General features: G+C 60.1%; 17 protein-coding genes. 14 read left to right on the forward strand and 3 right to left on the reverse strand.

Annotation, left to right across the window (positions count from 1 at the left end; translation table 11 throughout):
- Nucleotides 1–122 precede the first annotated feature (122 nt).
- The 9 genes from argS to ACQY47_RS12670 all read left to right on the forward strand — a co-directional run bounded on the left by argS (nt 123) and on the right by ACQY47_RS12670 (nt 10,646).
- Nucleotides 123–1,859: an arginine--tRNA ligase gene (gene argS / locus ACQY47_RS12630; RefSeq protein WP_428557192.1), complete on the forward strand. Its 1,737-nt coding sequence runs from the start codon at nt 123–125 to the stop codon at nt 1,857–1,859.
- A 1-nt stretch (nt 1,860) separates the two neighbouring features.
- A complete protein-coding gene (locus tag ACQY47_RS12635; RefSeq protein WP_056860622.1) occupies nt 1,861–2,562 on the forward strand; it encodes an SPOR domain-containing protein in 702 nt (233 codons plus the stop codon).
- 258 nt (nt 2,563–2,820) lie between these two features.
- Nucleotides 2,821–3,351 (forward strand): ATP-dependent protease subunit HslV, encoded by a 531-nt coding sequence (gene hslV / locus ACQY47_RS12640; protein ID WP_010563201.1) that lies wholly within the window; start codon nt 2,821–2,823, stop codon nt 3,349–3,351.
- Between the two features lie 36 nt (nt 3,352–3,387).
- Complete coding sequence (gene hslU / locus ACQY47_RS12645; RefSeq protein WP_138817210.1) at nt 3,388–4,725, forward strand: ATP-dependent protease ATPase subunit HslU; 1,338 nt, start codon at nt 3,388–3,390, stop codon at nt 4,723–4,725.
- A gap of 183 nt (nt 4,726–4,908) precedes the next feature.
- Nucleotides 4,909–5,286, forward strand: coding sequence for a gamma-butyrobetaine hydroxylase-like domain-containing protein (locus ACQY47_RS12650; protein WP_017138579.1), 378 nt, complete (start codon nt 4,909–4,911; stop codon nt 5,284–5,286).
- A gap of 249 nt (nt 5,287–5,535) precedes the next feature.
- Nucleotides 5,536–7,215 (forward strand): class II poly(R)-hydroxyalkanoic acid synthase, encoded by a 1,680-nt coding sequence (gene phaC, locus ACQY47_RS12655; RefSeq protein ID WP_099549478.1) that lies wholly within the window; start codon nt 5,536–5,538, stop codon nt 7,213–7,215.
- A gap of 166 nt (nt 7,216–7,381) precedes the next feature.
- Entirely contained in the window at nt 7,382–8,227 is an 846-nt protein-coding gene (gene phaZ / locus ACQY47_RS12660; protein WP_017138580.1) for a poly(3-hydroxyalkanoate) depolymerase, read from the forward strand.
- An 88-nt stretch (nt 8,228–8,315) separates the two neighbouring features.
- Complete coding sequence (phaC, locus tag ACQY47_RS12665) at nt 8,316–9,998, forward strand: class II poly(R)-hydroxyalkanoic acid synthase (RefSeq protein ID WP_017138581.1); 1,683 nt, start codon at nt 8,316–8,318, stop codon at nt 9,996–9,998.
- Nucleotides 9,999–10,025: 27 nt separating this feature from the next.
- Nucleotides 10,026–10,646 (forward strand): TetR/AcrR family transcriptional regulator, encoded by a 621-nt coding sequence (locus ACQY47_RS12670; protein WP_017138582.1) that lies wholly within the window; start codon nt 10,026–10,028, stop codon nt 10,644–10,646.
- Between the two features lie 170 nt (nt 10,647–10,816).
- On the opposite strand, the gene ACQY47_RS12675 is transcribed toward ACQY47_RS12670, so the two are convergent.
- The 3 genes from ACQY47_RS12675 to ACQY47_RS12685 form a co-directional block, all read right to left on the reverse strand.
- Nucleotides 10,817–11,818 carry a phasin family protein gene (locus ACQY47_RS12675; protein ID WP_428557193.1) on the reverse strand — a complete coding sequence of 334 codons (1,002 nt, stop codon included), beginning with the start codon at nt 11,816–11,818 and terminating at the stop codon, nt 10,817–10,819.
- 12 nt (nt 11,819–11,830) lie between these two features.
- Complete coding sequence (locus ACQY47_RS12680; protein WP_017138584.1) at nt 11,831–12,253, reverse strand: phasin family protein; 423 nt, start codon at nt 12,251–12,253, stop codon at nt 11,831–11,833.
- 105 nt (nt 12,254–12,358) lie between these two features.
- Nucleotides 12,359–12,634, reverse strand: a complete 276-nt coding sequence (locus ACQY47_RS12685; RefSeq protein WP_017138585.1) for a polyhydroxyalkanoic acid system family protein — start codon at nt 12,632–12,634, stop codon at nt 12,359–12,361.
- A gap of 145 nt (nt 12,635–12,779) precedes the next feature.
- Here ACQY47_RS12685 and ubiE point away from each other — a divergent pair, with 145 nt between their 5' ends.
- Genes ubiE through ACQY47_RS12710 form a run of 5 tightly spaced genes read left to right on the forward strand, consistent with a single transcriptional unit; the run spans nt 12,780 to nt 16,543 of the window.
- Nucleotides 12,780–13,550, forward strand: coding sequence for a bifunctional demethylmenaquinone methyltransferase/2-methoxy-6-polyprenyl-1,4-benzoquinol methylase UbiE (ubiE, locus tag ACQY47_RS12690; RefSeq protein ID WP_003171186.1), 771 nt, complete (start codon nt 12,780–12,782; stop codon nt 13,548–13,550).
- Entirely contained in the window at nt 13,550–14,173 is a 624-nt protein-coding gene (locus ACQY47_RS12695; protein ID WP_017138587.1) for a ubiquinone biosynthesis accessory factor UbiJ, read from the forward strand. The genes ubiE and ACQY47_RS12695 overlap by 1 nt, the downstream gene beginning before the upstream one ends.
- Entirely contained in the window at nt 14,170–15,774 is a 1,605-nt protein-coding gene (ubiB, locus tag ACQY47_RS12700) for a ubiquinone biosynthesis regulatory protein kinase UbiB (RefSeq protein ID WP_428557194.1), read from the forward strand. Before ACQY47_RS12695 ends, ubiB begins: the two co-directional genes overlap by 4 nt.
- 41 nt (nt 15,775–15,815) lie before the next feature.
- Nucleotides 15,816–16,208: a phosphoribosyl-AMP cyclohydrolase gene (gene hisI / locus ACQY47_RS12705; protein ID WP_012721796.1), complete on the forward strand. Its 393-nt coding sequence runs from the start codon at nt 15,816–15,818 to the stop codon at nt 16,206–16,208.
- A gap of 2 nt (nt 16,209–16,210) precedes the next feature.
- The gene (locus tag ACQY47_RS12710) at nt 16,211–16,543 is read left to right on the forward strand and encodes a phosphoribosyl-ATP diphosphatase (protein ID WP_017138590.1); all 333 of its coding nucleotides are present in this window, start codon (nt 16,211–16,213) and stop codon (nt 16,541–16,543) included.
- Nucleotides 16,544–16,564 lie beyond the last annotated feature (21 nt).

Genomic DNA, 16,564 nt, shown 5'->3' on the forward strand with positions numbered 1-16,564 from the left:
GATGAGGTCCGCAGGTCCATCAACCTGTCTGAACGGTTGGCAAGCCCGCCCTCGCCACGGATAATGCCGAGTTTTTCCACCTGCGCATCGCGCACCGCCGCTTGCGGTCGAAAGAGAACACCATGAAAGACACCATTCGCCAGCTGATCCAACAAGCCCTCACCCAACTCGTCAACGAAGGTGTGTTGCCTGAAGGCCTGTCGCCGGCGATCCAGGTGGAAAACACTCGCGACAAGACCCATGGCGACTTTGCCAGCAACATTGCGATGATGCTGTCCAAGCCTGCCGGCATGAAACCGCGTGACCTGGCGGAGAAAATCATCGCCGCGCTGCCGACCGACGAGAGTGTGACCAAGGCCGAAATCGCCGGCCCAGGCTTTATCAACTTCTTCCAGAACACCCAGGCCCTGGCTTCGCGCCTGGACGCGGCCCTGGCCGACGCCAACATTGGCGTGCGCAAGGCCGGCCCCCTGGAGCGTGTGGTGATTGACCTGTCGGCACCCAACCTGGCCAAAGAGATGCACGTGGGCCACCTGCGCTCGACCATCATTGGTGACGGCGTGGCGCGGGTGCTGGAGTTCCTGGGTGACGACGTGATCCGTCAGAACCACGTGGGCGACTGGGGCACCCAGTTCGGCATGCTGATGGCCTACCTGCAGGAAAACCCGATCACCAGCAACGAGCTGGCCGACCTGGAAAACTTCTACCGCGCCGCCAAAAAGCGCTTCGACGAATCCGAAGAGTTCGCCGACCGCGCCCGTGGCCTGGTGGTCAAGCTGCAAGCCGGCGATGAAGATTGCCTGGCGCTGTGGGGCCGTTTCCGTGAGATTTCGCTGTCGCACTGCCAGGAAATCTACGAGCTGCTCAACGTGAAGCTGACCATGGCCGACGTGATGGGCGAAAGCGCATACAACGACGACCTGATCAACGTGGTCAACGACCTCAAGGCTGCCGGCCTGTTGGTTGAGAGCAACGGCGCGCAGTGCGTGTTCCTCGAAGAATTCAAGACCGCCGACGGCGAGCCGCTGCCGGTGATCATCGTCAAGGCCGACGGCGGCTACCTGTACGCCACCACTGACCTGGCAGCCGTGCGCTACCGCAGCGGCGTGCTCAAGGCCGACCGCGCGCTGTATTTTGTCGACCAGCGCCAGGCCTTGCACTTCCAGCAAGTGTTCGAAGTGGCGCGCCGCGCAGGCTTCGTCACCCACCCGATGCACATGGAACACATGGGTTTTGGCACCATGAACGGCGCCGATGGCCGCCCGTTCAAGACCCGCGACGGCGGCACCGTGAAGCTGATCGACCTGCTCAACGAAGCCCAGGACCGTGCCTACAACCTGGTGAAGGAAAAGAACCCGGAGTTGGCCGAAGCCGACCTGCGCAATATCGCCCGCGTGGTAGGTATTGGTGCGGTGAAGTACGCCGACCTGTCCAAGCACCGCACCAGCGACTACAGCTTCAACTTCGAACTGATGCTCAACTTCGAAGGCAACACCGCGCCGTACCTGCTGTACGCTTACACCCGTGTGGCCGGCGTGTTCCGCAAGCTGGGCAAGGATTTCAGCGAGGTTGAAGGCCAAATCGTGCTGGATGCCCCGCATGAACAGGACCTGGCGGCCAAGCTGGCGCAGTTCGGCGAAGTGCTCAACAGCGTCGGTGAAAAAGGCACGCCGCATATCCTCTGCACGTATTTGTACGAAGTCGCCGGTCTGTTCTCCAGCTTCTATGAGAACTGCCCGATCCTTACGGCAGACGACGAAGCCCAAAAGCAAAGTCGCCTGCGCCTCGCCGCACTGGCTGGACGGACCCTCAAGCAAGGCCTGGAACTGTTAGGCCTGGAAACCCTGGAGCGTATGTAAGTTGGCTGCCAAGAAAAAACCTGCACCCAAGCGCGGCGCCAGCCGCTATCAGGCACCGGCGAAGAAGCCAATCCCGGGCTGGCTGTGGATGGCTATCGGCCTGGCGGTCGGCGCGTTTGTGGTGATCCTGATGAAGCTGGAGCCCGGCAAGGGTGATGACGTCAAACGGGTCAAGCAAGAACAGCAGAAGGCCACGAAAATGGCCGAGGCCAATAAAACAGCGCCAAGCCCGACCGCACCCGTGAAGCCGAAATACGACTTCTACACGCTGTTGCCGGAATCGGAAGTGATCGTGCCACCTGACGCCGTGCCGGAGAAAACCCTGCCGACGCCACAAGTGCCGACCACGCCGGTGACACCAGCGGAAGCCGCGAAAATCGACACCGCACGCGCTCAAGCCGCGTTGGCCGGGATCACTCCGCCGCCACCGCCACCGGTGGCGACCACCAAGGCGGCGCCGGTGACCAAGTTCTTCCTGCAAGCGGGCTCGTTCCCGAAACAGGCGGATGCGGATCGTGTGCGTGCGCAGATCATCCTGCTGGGCCAGTCGGTAACAGTGGAGTCCGGCACCGTGAAGGATGCGACCTGGTATCGCGTATTGGTCGGGCCGTTCAGCAACCGTGAACAGCTGACCGTGGCGCAGAAGCAACTGGCGGGTGCAGGCTTTAGCAATCTGTTGTTACAACAACGCCAGAGCCGTTGATTCCGGCTCAACGCTGATCAAAATGTGGGAGCTGGCTTGCCTGCGATAGCGATGTAACAGTCCATATTTTCAGTGGCTGACACACCGCTATCGCAGGCAAGCCAGCTCCCACAGTTGGTTTTGCGGTGCTCTCTGGAAGGTGTCAGACCAGCAAACACCACTCGTCCGCACACACGTCCTACGGTTGAAATCCCCCCCGCCACCCCCATATGAGATTCCATCAGGGCATTTTCGCCCCGCTGCGTGGAGACTCTCCCCTTGACCACCATCGTTTCAGTACGTCGCCACGGCAAAGTCGTCATGGGCGGCGACGGCCAGGTTTCCCTGGGCAACACCGTGATGAAAGGCAACGCCAAGAAAGTGCGTCGCCTGTACCACGGCCAGGTTCTCGCCGGTTTCGCTGGCGCCACTGCCGACGCTTTCACCCTCTTCGAACGCTTCGAAGGCCAGCTGGAAAAACACCAGGGCCACCTCGTTCGCGCCGCTGTCGAACTCGCCAAAGAATGGCGCACCGACCGTTCCCTCAGCCGCCTGGAAGCCATGTTGGCGGTCGCCAACAAAGACGCATCCTTGATCATCACCGGTAACGGCGATGTGGTTGAACCCGAGCACGGCCTGATCGCCATGGGTTCCGGCGGCGGCTACGCCCAGGCGGCAGCCAGCGCCCTGCTGAAGAAAACCGACCTGTCGGCCCGCGAAATCGTCGAGACCGCCCTGGGTATCGCCGGCGATATCTGCGTGTTCACTAACCACAACTTCACCATTGAGGAGCAGGACCTCGCCGAGTAAGCCGTAGGCTTATTCCGCTTGAGGCCGCCAAACACTATGTCCATGACTCCCCGCGAAATCGTCCATGAACTTAATCGCCATATCATCGGCCAGGACGATGCCAAGCGCGCCGTTGCCATTGCGCTGCGTAACCGCTGGCGCCGGATGCAACTGCCCGAAGAACTGCGTGTTGAAGTAACGCCCAAGAACATCCTGATGATCGGGCCGACAGGCGTGGGTAAAACCGAAATCGCCCGACGCCTGGCCAAACTGGCCAATGCTCCGTTCATCAAGGTCGAGGCCACCAAGTTCACCGAAGTGGGCTATGTAGGCCGTGACGTCGAGTCGATCATTCGTGACCTGGCCGACGCCGCCCTGAAAATGCTGCGCGAACAGGAAGTGACCAAGGTCAGCCACCGCGCCGAAGACGCCGCCGAAGAACGCATTCTCGATGCCCTGCTGCCACCGGCACGCATGGGCTTTAACGAAGACGCCGCGCCAAGCTCGGATTCCAACACCCGCCAGCTGTTCCGCAAGCGCCTGCGTGAAGGCCAGCTGGACGACAAGGAAATCGAGATCGAAGTGGCCGAAGTGTCCGGCGTCGACATCTCCGCACCGCCTGGCATGGAAGAAATGACCAGCCAGTTGCAGAACCTGTTCGCCAACATGGGCAAGGGCAAGAAGAAAAGCCGCAAGCTCAAGGTGAAGGACGCGCTGAAGCTGGTGCGCGACGAAGAAGCCGGGCGCCTGGTGAATGAGGAAGAGCTCAAGGCCAAAGCCCTGGAAGCGGTCGAGCAGCACGGTATCGTGTTTATCGACGAGATCGACAAGGTGGCCAAGCGCGGCAACTCCGGCGGCGTCGATGTGTCCCGCGAAGGCGTACAGCGCGACCTGTTGCCGCTGATCGAAGGCTGCACGGTGAACACCAAGCTGGGCATGGTCAAGACCGACCACATCCTGTTTATCGCCTCCGGCGCGTTCCACCTGAGCAAGCCCAGCGACCTGGTGCCGGAGCTGCAAGGCCGTCTGCCGATTCGCGTGGAACTCAAGGCGCTGACCCCCGGCGACTTCGAACGTATCCTCAGCGAGCCGCATGCTTCGCTCACCGAGCAATACCGCGAACTGCTGAAAACCGAAGGTTTGGGCATCGAATTCCAGCCGGACGGCATCAAGCGCCTGGCGGAGATTGCCTGGCAGGTCAACGAGAAGACCGAAAACATCGGTGCCCGTCGCCTGCACACCCTGCTTGAGCGTCTGCTGGAGGAAGTGTCCTTCAGTGCTGGTGACATGGCCGGTTTGCAGAATGGCGAAGCGATCAAGATTGACGCTGAGTACGTCAACAGCCACCTGGGCGAATTGGCGCAGAACGAAGATCTGTCTCGTTATATCCTGTAAGCCTCACAGAAAACGGCTTGTGTCGGAGCCGGACTTGTGTGGGGGCTGGCTTGCCTGCGATAGCATCACCTCAGTGTTTCTGAAACACCGAGGTGTCTGCATCGCGGGCAAGCCCGGCTCCCACACAAGCCAGCTCCTACAGTTTTAAGCCGGTTCTCAGGACTATCTCTGGGCGGTTCTCCAATGACCAAATTCCCCACCGCTGTAAATTTGCACAAAACCTCCAACACCCTCGGCCTTACCTACGGGCCGAGCGAGGTCTACCAGCTCCCCGCTGAGCTGCTACGCACCCACTCGCCTTCCGCCGAGGTCCAGGGCCACGGCAAACCCATCCTGCAGTTCGGCAAGCTCAACGTGCGGCTGATCAAGATAGAACCAGCCGGCCAATATGCACTGAAATTGACCTTCGACGACGGCCATGACAGCGGACTGTTCACCTGGGACTACCTCTACCAGTTGGCCGTGCGCCAGGATGCGTTGTGGGCCGATTATCTGGCTGAGCTTAAAGCCGCCGGCAAAACCCGCGACCCGAGCGAATCGGTCGTGCGGCTGATGCTCTAACTCAGGCGTCTCGCTCTTTAGAGGGCATTTTCTAATTTCATCTGCTTGAATGCCCTGTCGCGTGGTCAACGATTGGCCCGCTTGCGAAAAAAATTAAACTCGGGTAACCAATGGAACTGGCAAGTTCCCTGCATTTGACGATGCGGTATCAACGGTCACCCGAGTCGCAGTACCAGGCTGGTGTCGTGTATCGAAATTGGGTGCGCAGCAATCGCCGGTACTCGTCTTTCGGACAATGGAGCGTCGTAGATGAGTAACAAGAATAACGATGACTTGAAACGCCAGGCCTCGGAAAACACCCTGGGGCTGAACCCGATCATCGCGTTACGCAAAAAGGATTTATTGGCCTCAGCGAAGATGGTACTGACCCAAGCCATCAAGCAACCGTTGCACAGCGTCAAACACGTCGCGCATTTTGGCGTGGAATTGAAGAACGTGATGTTCGGCAAATCCGCACTGGCCCCCGAAGGCGACGACCGTCGCTTCAACGACCCGGCGTGGAGCCAGAACCCGCTCTATAAGCGTTACCTGCAAACTTACCTGGCGTGGCGCAAGGAACTGCACGACTGGATCGGCGACAGTAACCTGTCGGAACAGGACATCAGCCGCGGCCACTTCGTGATCAACCTGATGACCGAAGCCATGGCCCCCACCAACAGCGCGGCCAACCCGGCGGCGGTCAAACGCTTCTTTGAAACCGGCGGCAAAAGCCTGCTTGATGGCCTGTCACACTTGGCCAAAGACATGGTGCACAACGGCGGCATGCCCAGCCAAGTCAACATGGGCGCCTTCGAAGTCGGCAAGACCCTGGGCACCACTGAAGGCGCCGTGGTGTTTCGCAATGACGTGCTGGAGCTGATCCAGTACAAGCCCATCACCGAGCAGGTGCACGAACGCCCACTGCTGGTGGTGCCGCCGCAGATCAACAAATTCTATGTATTCGACCTGAGCCCGGAGAAGAGCCTGGCGCGCTTCTGCCTGCGCAATGGCCAGCAGACGTTTATCGTCAGTTGGCGCAACCCGACCAAGGCGCAGCGCGAGTGGGGCCTGTCGACCTATATCGAGGCGCTCAAGGAAGCGGTCGATGTGGTCACGGCGATTACCGGCAGCAAAGACGTGAACATGCTCGGCGCCTGCTCGGGCGGCATCACCTGCACCGCCCTGCTGGGCCACTACGCGGCGCTGGGCGAGAAGAAGGTCAACGCCCTGACCTTGCTGGTGAGTGTGCTGGACACCACCCTGGACACCCAGGTGGCGCTGTTTGTCGACGAACAGACCCTGGAAGCCGCCAAGCGCCATTCTTACCAGGCCGGTGTGCTGGAGGGCCGCGACATGGCCAAGGTCTTCGCCTGGATGCGCCCCAACGACCTGATCTGGAACTACTGGGTCAATAACTACCTGCTCGGCAACGAGCCGCCGGTGTTCGACATCCTGTTCTGGAACAACGACACCACACGTTTGCCGGCCGCCTTCCATGGCGATTTGATTGAGCTGTTCAAGAACAACCCGCTGGTACGCGCCAATGCCCTGGAGGTGTGCGGCACGCCGATCGACCTCAAGCAGGTGACCGCCGATATCTATTCCCTGGCCGGCACCAACGACCACATCACGCCGTGGCAGTCGTGCTACAAATCGGCGCAGCTGTTTGGTGGCAAAGTGGAGTTTGTGTTGTCCAGCAGCGGGCATATCCAGAGCATCCTCAACCCGCCAGGCAACCCCAAGGCGCGTTACCAGACCAGCGATGGGTTGGCGGGCAAGCCGCTGGAGTGGCAGGAGAATGCCACCAAGCATACTGACTCATGGTGGCTGCATTGGCAGGCGTGGCAGGCCGAGCGGGCGGGCAAACTGAAGAAAGCACCTACAAGCCTGGGTAACAAAGCCTATGCCGCAGCTGAGGCGGCACCGGGTACTTATGTGCACGAACGATAAGCAGATTTTGCGGTAGAAATGCGATCAATGTGGGAGCTGGCTTGCCTGCGATAGCGGTGGGCCAGCTAGATGATGAGCTAACTGAAAGATTGCTATCGCAGGCAAGCCAGCTCCCACAGGAACCGAGTTTTCCCAGACAAATAGCGCCACTTCACAGGGCTTGAGCATGCCGCAACCGTTCATCTTCCGTACCATCGACCTGGATGGCCAGACCATCCGTACGGCGGTACGCCCGGGCAAGCCTCACTTGACGCCGCTGCTGATCTTCAACGGCATCGGCGCCAACCTTGAGCTGGTGTTTCCGTTCGTCCAGGCGCTGGACCCGGACCTGGAAGTGATCGCCTTCGATGTGCCAGGTGTGGGGGGGTCTTCCACACCCAGCGTGCCCTATCGTTTTCCCGGCTTGGCCAAGCTCACCGCACGCATGCTCGATTACCTGGACTATGGCCAGGTGAATGCGGTGGGTGTGTCCTGGGGCGGCGCGTTGGCGCAGCAGTTTGCCTATGATTACCCCGAGCGCTGCAAAAAACTGATCCTGGCGGCGACGGCAGCCGGGGCCTTTATGGTGCCGGGCAAACCCAAGGTGCTATGGCTGATGGCAAGCCCCAGGCGCTATATCCAACCGTCCCACGTGGTGCGTATTGCACCGATGATTTATGGCGGCTCGTTCCGCCGCGACTCCAAACTGGCCGCCGAACACGCCAGCAAGGTGCGCTCGGCGGGCAAGCTCGGTTACTACTGGCAGCTGTTTGCGGGCCTTGGCTGGACCAGCATTCACTGGCTGCACAAGATCCGCCAGCCGACGCTGGTGCTGGCCGGCGACGACGACCCGCTGATCCCGCTGATCAATATGCGCATGCTCGCCTGGCGCATTCCCAACGCACAGTTGCACATCATCGATGATGGCCACTTGTTCCTGATCACCCGCGCCGAAGCCGTGGCGCCGATCATCATGAAGTTTCTTGAAGAGGAGCGCCTGCGTGCGGTGATTCACCCTCGACCAGCGGTGTAAGGACTACGCCGCCGCGCAACTTGCCAGGAACCGACTATGGTTCTGAATTGGCGTGCCTGTTGATGGCTTGACGAAGGAGTGTTGGCTCATGCGAGAAAGACCCGTGACGAACCCGGCGCCCACCCCGGCCGCGTTCATCAACGCGCAAAATGCGATCAGTGGCCTGCGGGGCCGCGATTTGCTGGCGACCCTGCGCAGTGTCGCCAACCATGGCTTGCGCAACCCGCTGTACACCGCTCGGCACGCCCTGGCCTTGGGCGGCCAACTCGGTCGCGTGCTGCTGGGTGAAACCGTACAGGCCCCCAACCCCGCTGACAGCCGCTTCGCCGACCCCACCTGGACGCTTAATCCGCTGTACCGGCGCAGCCTGCAAGCCTATTTGAGCTGGCAGAAACAAACGCGTCACTGGATCGACGACAGCTCGATGAGCGCCGATGACCGCGCCCGCGCGCACTTTGCCTTCTCGCTGATCAACGATGCCGTCTCGCCCTCCAACACCTTGCTCAACCCGCTGGCCATCAAGGAGCTGCTCAACTCCGGCGGCAACAGTGTGGTGCGCGGCGTGAGTAATTTGTTTAACGATTTGTTGCACAACAACGGCCTGCCCAGCCAGGTCAGCAAACACGCTTTTGAAGTGGGCAAAACGGTGGCAACGACCGCGGGCTCCGTGGTGTTTCGCAACGAGCTGCTGGAACTGATCCAGTACAAGCCCATGAGCGAAAAGCAGTACGCCAAGCCGTTGCTGATCGTGCCGCCGCAAATCAACAAGTACTACATCTTCGATCTCAGCCCCGCCAACAGCTTTGTGCAGTACGCCCTGAAAAACGGCCTGCAGACGTTTATGGTCAGCTGGCGCAACCCGGATGTGCGTCACCGCGAGTGGGGCCTGTCCACCTATGTGGCGGCGCTGGAGGAAGCGCTGAACGTGTGCCGGGCAATCACCGGTGCCCGTGAGGTCAACCTGATGGGCGCCTGCGCCGGTGGCTTGACCATCGCCGCGCTGCAAGGCCACCTGCAAGCCAAGCGCCAGCTGCGGCGCATCTCCAGCGCCAGTTACCTGGTGAGCCTGCTGGACAGCCAGATCGACAGCCCCGCCACCTTGTTTGCCGATGAACAGACCCTGGAAGCCGCCAAGCGCCGCTCCTACCAGCAAGGCGTGCTGGAGGGTCGAGACATGGCCAAGGTCTTCGCCTGGATGCGCCCCAACGACCTGATCTGGAACTACTGGATCAATAATTACCTGCTGGGCAAAGAACCGCCGGCGTTCGACATCCTCTACTGGAACAACGACAACACGCGTCTGCCCGCCGCGTTGCATGGCGACCTGCTGGACTTCTTCAAGCACAACCCGCTCAGCCATCCGGGTGGCCTTGAGGTGTGCGGCACGCCCATCGACCTGCAGAAGGTCACAGTGGACAGCTTCAGCGTGGCCGGGATCAACGACCACATCACGCCGTGGGACGCGGTGTATCGCTCCACGCAACTGCTGGGCGGCGAGCGGCGCTTTGTGCTGTCCAACAGCGGGCATATCCAGAGCATCCTCAACCCGCCGGGCAACCCCAAGGCCAACTACGTCGAGAACCCCAAGCTGAGCAGCGACCCGCGTGCCTGGTACTACGACGCCAGTCACGTCGAAGGCAGCTGGTGGCCGCAGTGGCTTGCGTGGATCCAGCAACGTTCGGGCGTGCAACGCGAAACACTCACCGCCCTGGGCAACCAGAATTACCCACCGATGGAAGCGGCGCCAGGCACTTACGTGCGGGTGCGCTGAGCTCAACGATCACATTAAGAAGACTGGATGAAGACCCGCGACCGTATCCTTGAATGTGCCCTGCAGTTGTTCAACCACAAGGGCGAACCGAACGTGTCGACCATGGAGGTGGCCAATGAAATGGGGATCAGCCCCGGCAACCTTTATTACCATTTCCATGGCAAGGAGCCCTTGGTGCTCGGGTTGTTCGAGCGTTTCCAGAATGAACTGGCGCCGCTGCTCGACCCGCCGGCAGATGCGCAACTCAAACCCGAAGATTACTGGCTGTTCCTGCACCTGATCATCGAGCGCATGGCCCACTACCGGTTCCTGTTCCAGGACCTGTCGAACCTGGCCGGGCGCCTGCCAAAGCTGGCCAAGGGCATTCGCAACTTGCTCACGGCGCTCAAGCGCACCCTGGCTTCACTGCTTGCGCGCCTGAAGGCAGCGGGACAGTTGGTCAGTGACACCCAGGCACTGGGGCAATTGGTGGAACAGATCACCATGACCCTGCTGTTTTCCCTGGACTACCAGCGGATTCTCGACCGCGAGGGCGAGGTGCGGGTGGTGGTGTACCAGGTCATGATGCTGGTCGCGCCGCATCTGTTGTTGCCGGCGCGGCAGGCGACTGAGCGGTTTGCGCTCAAATACCTGGATGATATCGATTAAAAATGTGCGGGCTTGCCCGCGATAGCAATTTATCAGCCAATACCTGGGTGGCTGACACTCCGCCATCGCGGGCAAGCCCGCTTCCCACATTGGAAATGCGGTGTATATGAGACTTCCATAAAAAAACGCCCGACCTTCACAGGCCGGGCGTTTTTTGTGCCCTGAAAAAATCAGGACTGACTGGATGGCGTCGGGGTTACCGGCGTTGCAGTCGGGGCGGCAGGAGCATGTGTCGGTGCGGACACCGAATTGGCTGTAGAAGCGGTTGGCGCTGGAGTTGCAGGCTTGGCCGCAACAGCAGGCTTGGGCGCTGCTGGCTTCTTGGCTACTGCTGGCCTCTTCGCGGCGGCAGGTTTTGCCGCAGGCTTGGCAGCCACAGGTTTTGCTGCAGCAGGCTTGGCAGCGGCTTTAGCGGCGGCTGGCTTGGCTGCAGGTTTCGCAGTGGCCGGCTTGGCAGCAGGTTTGGCAGCGGCGGTTTTAGCCGCAGGCTTGGCCGCTGGTTTTGCTGCTGCTTTGGCAGCCGGCTTAGCCGCAGGCTTGGCAGCAGCTTTAGCGGCCACGGGTTTTGCTGCAGGCTTGGCAGCCGGTTTGGCAGCTGCGGTTTTTGCAGCGGGTTTTGCCGCAGCTTTAGCCGGGGCCTTGGCCGCAGGTTTGGCAGCTGGCTTGGCGGCCGCTTTAACCAGAGGCTTGGCGGCGGTTTTGGCAGCCGGTTTAGCAGCCGCAGTTTTAGCCGCAGGCTTGGCAGCCGGTTTAGCGGCGGCGGTTTTGGCTGGAGCCACTTTAGCGCCGGTGAGTTTTTCGATTTGCTTGGTCAGGGTATCGACCTTGCTGTGCAGCGTCTTCAGTTCCGCTTTGCTGGGCACGCCCAGTCGCGAAATGGCACTGTTGAGACGCTTGTCGAAGGTTTCTTCCAACTTGCCCCAAGTGTCAGAAATGCTCGACTTGGCAGAGCCGGCAGTGGCCTTGGCCGCTTCAACTTTTTTACCAACCGTGGTCTTGGTCAACTTCTCGGCCTTTTCGCCGTCCTTGACCAATGTCTCGAAGTATTTGCCGCCGTCACTGCTAACCTTCGAGTACACGCCTAAACCAGCAAGCCAGATCTTACGGGAATATTTTTCAACCTCCCCGATCCACGAGCTGCCTTCTTTCTGAGTAGTCTTTTTAACAGCCATCCCGATGTCTCCTTAGTGTTTACGCGCGACACGTTCTAGCAATGTCGTCAGCTCTTCGAGCTTAGCAGAGAGTGTCTCCACGTCATGTTTAGACGCAATGCCGATTCGATTCAAGGCACTCGCAACACGCGTGTCAAAAGCTTTTTCAACTTTATCCAGTTGAACTTCAACCAAACCTTTGACGCTGGAGACATTACTCTTTACTTGGTCAATCTGACTGTTGGCAGCATCAAGTTGTTCAACCACAACTTTTTTGCCTTTACTTTCAACATGTTGACCGGTCTTAACCAGCTCTTTGAAGTACTCGCCGCCTTCGCTGCCGACCTTGGCATAGGCGCCAAGTCCTGCCAGCCAGATCTTGCGGGCGTAGCTTTTAACGTCACTCAGGGCAGTGGACTGAAGGTCGATTTTTTTCTTCAAAATAACTTTGGCCATGGTGCACCTCACGCAGATTAGGGTCGAGGAACGGCCCGCAGGAGTTGAGGGCTTGGGCACAAAGTAGGCTGGAAAATTAGAATCGGCACCCTAAGAACACATTGATCAGGCCAGCGCCTTATCCAGGGCTTTCTCGATTTCAGACTTGATGGTGCCGCTCATGGCCGACATCAACAGGCCCAATTCAACATCAATGCGCAGCGATTCATCGGCGACTAACACCGTGCCTTTAACCCCCGAACGCTTGAGGTTCAGGCTATCGCCCGACCACGATGACTCCAGGCCATATTGCTCCTTGAGTTTGTGCGCCAACTTCTCGGCCTTCGCGCGCGCGCCTTCTTTACCCAGGGAATGTGCACGCTCAACGGTAATACGGGCCATTGCAATGACTCCTCTTTATATCGACTCAGAACACCTGCCATGCGGCAAAAGGTCTCGATGAACACCTATCTTACCTTCAGCCTTGCCAAGACAAAGCAGGCGGTGGGGATTATCATGTCCCGCATTCTCTTTTGGTGACAGCGATATGACTGATCAGCGCAAAGGCAGCGATGCCGAACCCACCACTCACTTCGGCTTCAAGAACGTTCCGGAAAGCCAGAAAGCGGAAAAAGTCGCTGAGGTGTTCCACTCCGTTGCGGCCAAGTACGACCTGATGAACGACGTACTCTCGGGCGGCATGCACCGCCTGTGGAAGCGCTTCACCATCGAGTTGTCGGGTGTACGCACCGGCAACCGCGTGCTCGACATCGCCGGCGGCACGGGCGATCTGGCGGCCAAGTTCTCCAAGCTGGTTGGCCCGACCGGCCAGGTCGTGCTGGCGGACATCAACGGTTCGATGCTCAAGGTCGGCCGTGATCGCCTGCTGGATAAAGGTGTGGCCGGCAATATCGAGTTCGTCCAGGCCGATGCGGAAAAGCTGCCGTTCCCGGACAACCATTTCGACTGCGTGACCATCGCCTTCGGCCTGCGCAACGTGACCCATAAAGAGGACGCCATCCGCTCGATGCTACGCGTACTCAAGCCGGGCGGCCGCCTGTTGGTGCTGGAGTTCTCCAAGCCGACCAACGCGCTGATGTCCAAGGTCTACGACACCTACTCGTTCGCCTTCATGCCGCTGATGGGCAAGCTGATCACCAATGACGCCGAGAGCTACCGCTACCTGGCCGAATCGATCCGCATGCACCCCGACCAGGAAACCCTGAAGTCGATGATGGTAGAAGCCGGTTTCGACCGCGTGACCTACCACAACATGACCTCAGGCATCGTCGCCCTGCACCGCGGCATCAAGCCCTGATGCTGTTCGCAGGCCTCCTCGCCAGCGTCGAACACGGCATCAACCGTGTCCTGCGCCTGGACAGCACCGCCCTGGCGCGGCTTGCGCACTTGAACGGCAAGGTTATTGCCGTCGATTGCACCAGCCCCGCCCTGCAGCTGTTTATCCTGCCCAGCGATGAAGGCCTGCTGCTCGCCGGCGATTGGGCCGCCGAGGCCGACTGCACCCTGCGCGCACCCGCCTCGAGCCTGTTGCACCTGGCGCTGAGCCGCAACAAGACCGCGATCCTGCACAGCCCCGACGTGGAGCTGGAAGGCGACAGCGCCGTGCTGATGGACCTGGCCGCCGTGCTGCAAGACCTGGAACTGGATTGGGAATACGAGCTGTCACGCTGGATTGGTCCGGTGGCCACCCAACTGATCAGCGGGCACCTGCGCAGCCGCTCGCGCTGGTACCAGCAAGGGTTCGCCAGCCTCAACCAGAACCTCGCCGAATACCTGAGCGAAGAATCGCGCACCCTGGTCGGAGAACGGGAAGCGCAAGCGCGCTTTCGCGAACTCGACAAGGCCAAAATCGACCTGGAACGCCTTGAGGCACGCTTCGAGCGCCTGAGCCGTTCCCTTGATCCAAGCGATAACGCATGAAGCTGCTCGCCGTCCGCCGTTTGTTTCGTATCCAGCGCGTCGTAATCCGCTACCGCCTCGATGACCTGCTGTTCGCCCTGCCGTTGCCGTGGTTTTTGCTGGCCGTGCGCTATGTGTTGCCGTGGCGCTGGTTCCCGCGCAAACCGCTGGAACTGAGCCGTGGCGCGCGCCTGCGCCTGGCGTTGCAGGACCTGGGGCCGATCTTTATCAAGTTCGGGCAGATCCTCTCGACACGCCGCGATTTGCTGCCCGAAGACATTGCCGACGAGCTGATGCTGTTGCAGGACCGCGTGCCGCCGTTTGATTCCCAGCAGTCGATGAAGCTGATCGAAGAACAACTGGGCAAGAAGATCAGCGAGGTGTTCAGCCGTTTCGACGTCGAGCCACTGGCCTCGGCCTCGGTGGCGCAGGTGCATGCCGCACAATTGAAGACCGGCGAAGAAGTGGTGGTGAAGGTGATTCGCCCCGGCCTCAAGCCGATCATCGGCCAGGACCTGGCGTGGCTGTTTATCCTCGCCCGCGCCGCCGAACGTTTCTCCGCCGATGCGCGCCTGCTGCATCCGGTGGACGTGGTTGCCGACTACGAAAAAACCATCTACGACGAACTCGACCTACTGCGCGAAGCGGCCAACGCCAGCCAGCTCAAACGCAACTTCGAAGGTTCAGCGCTGCTGTACGTGCCGCAGGTGTATTGGGACTGGTGCCGTCCCAAAGTGCTGGTGATGGAGCGCATCTACGGCGTGCAGGTCACCGACCTCGCCACTCTTGCCGACCAGCGCACCGACATGAAGATGCTTGCCGAGCGCGGCGTGGAAATCTTCTTCACTCAGGTGTTTCGCGACAGCTTCTTCCACGCCGACATGCACCCGGGCAACATTTTCGTCAGCACCGTCAACCCGTGGAGCCCGCAATACATTGCGATCGACTGCGGCATCGTCGGCAGCCTGACCCCGGAAGACCAGGATTACCTGGCACGCAACCTGTTCGCCTTTTTCAAGCGCGATTACCGCCGCGTGGCGCAGTTGCACATCGATTCGGGCTGGGTGCCGGCCGAAACCAAGCTCAACGAATTCGAAGCCGCGATCCGCACGGTGTGCGAGCCGATCTTTGAAAAACCGTTAAAAGATATTTCCTTCGGCCAGGTGCTGATGCGTCTGTTCCAGACCGCGCGGCGCTTCAATATGGAAGTGCAACCGCAGCTGGTACTGCTGCAAAAAACCTTGCTCAACATCGAAGGCCTGGGCCGCCAGTTGTACCCGGACCTGGACTTGTGGAACACCGCGCAGCCGTTCCTGGAACGCTGGATGCGCGAGCGCGTCAGCCCGAAAACCCTGCTGGGCAACCTGCACAGCCAGTTCGAACAACTGCCGCACCTGGCCAACATGACCCGCGACCTGCTGGAGCGCATGTCCCAGCCCCACGCCAAAGACCCTGCACCGCCGTGGCACAGGCGCAAGGACGACTGGTTCCTGCGCCTGTTGGGCGCCGCCCATTTGGTCGGCGGCGTGATGCTGGCGATTGGCGGGCCGCTGAACCAACTGGGCCATTGGCCGGCTGGCATCATGGTCGCCGTGGGTATTTATCTGATCGTGCACCGATAGCCGATCCGGTTATACACTGTCGCAAATTGCCGGAGCCGAACATGAAAGACTGGCTGGACGAGATCAAGTGGGACAGTGACGGCCTGGTGCCGGCCATTGCCCAGGACTACAAGACCGGGCGCGTATTAATGATGGCCTGGATGAACCGCGAGGCCTTGAGCCTCACCGCCACTGAGCAGCGCGCCATTTACTGGTCACGTTCGCGTGGCAAACTGTGGCGCAAGGGCGAAGAGTCCGGGCACGTGCAGACCCTGCACGAGATGCGCATCGACTGTGACGCCGACGTGGTGATCCTGAAGGTCGAGCAGATCGGCGATATCGCCTGCCATACCGGCCGTCACAGCTGCTTCTATCGCGTGTTCGAGAACGGCGAGTGGAAGGTTGTGGAACCGGTGCTCAAAGACCCGCACGCCATTTATTCCGCAGGACACTGAACATGAGCGATACCCTGAACCGTGTGGCCCAGGTGCTGGAAGACCGCAAAGGCGCGGACGCCGACAGCTCCTATGTCGCAAGCCTTTACCACAAGGGCTTGAACAAGATTCTGGAAAAACTTGGCGAAGAGTCGATCGAGACGATTATTGCCGCCAAAGATGCGCAAATCAGCGGTGATTACAGCGATGTAATCTACGAGACCGCAGACTTGTGGTTCCATAGCCTGGTCATGCTCGCCCAACTGGGGCAGCACCCACAGGCCGTGTTGGATGAACTGGACCGTCGCTTCGGCTTGTCCGGGCATGCAGAAAAGGCCTCGCGCCCGTCCGCCTGAATAACTTTTACAGAGGAATTG

Source organism: Pseudomonas edaphica, from assembly GCF_965277385.1.
In the GTDB taxonomy this organism is placed as follows: Bacteria; Pseudomonadota; Gammaproteobacteria; order Pseudomonadales; family Pseudomonadaceae; genus Aquipseudomonas; species Aquipseudomonas edaphica.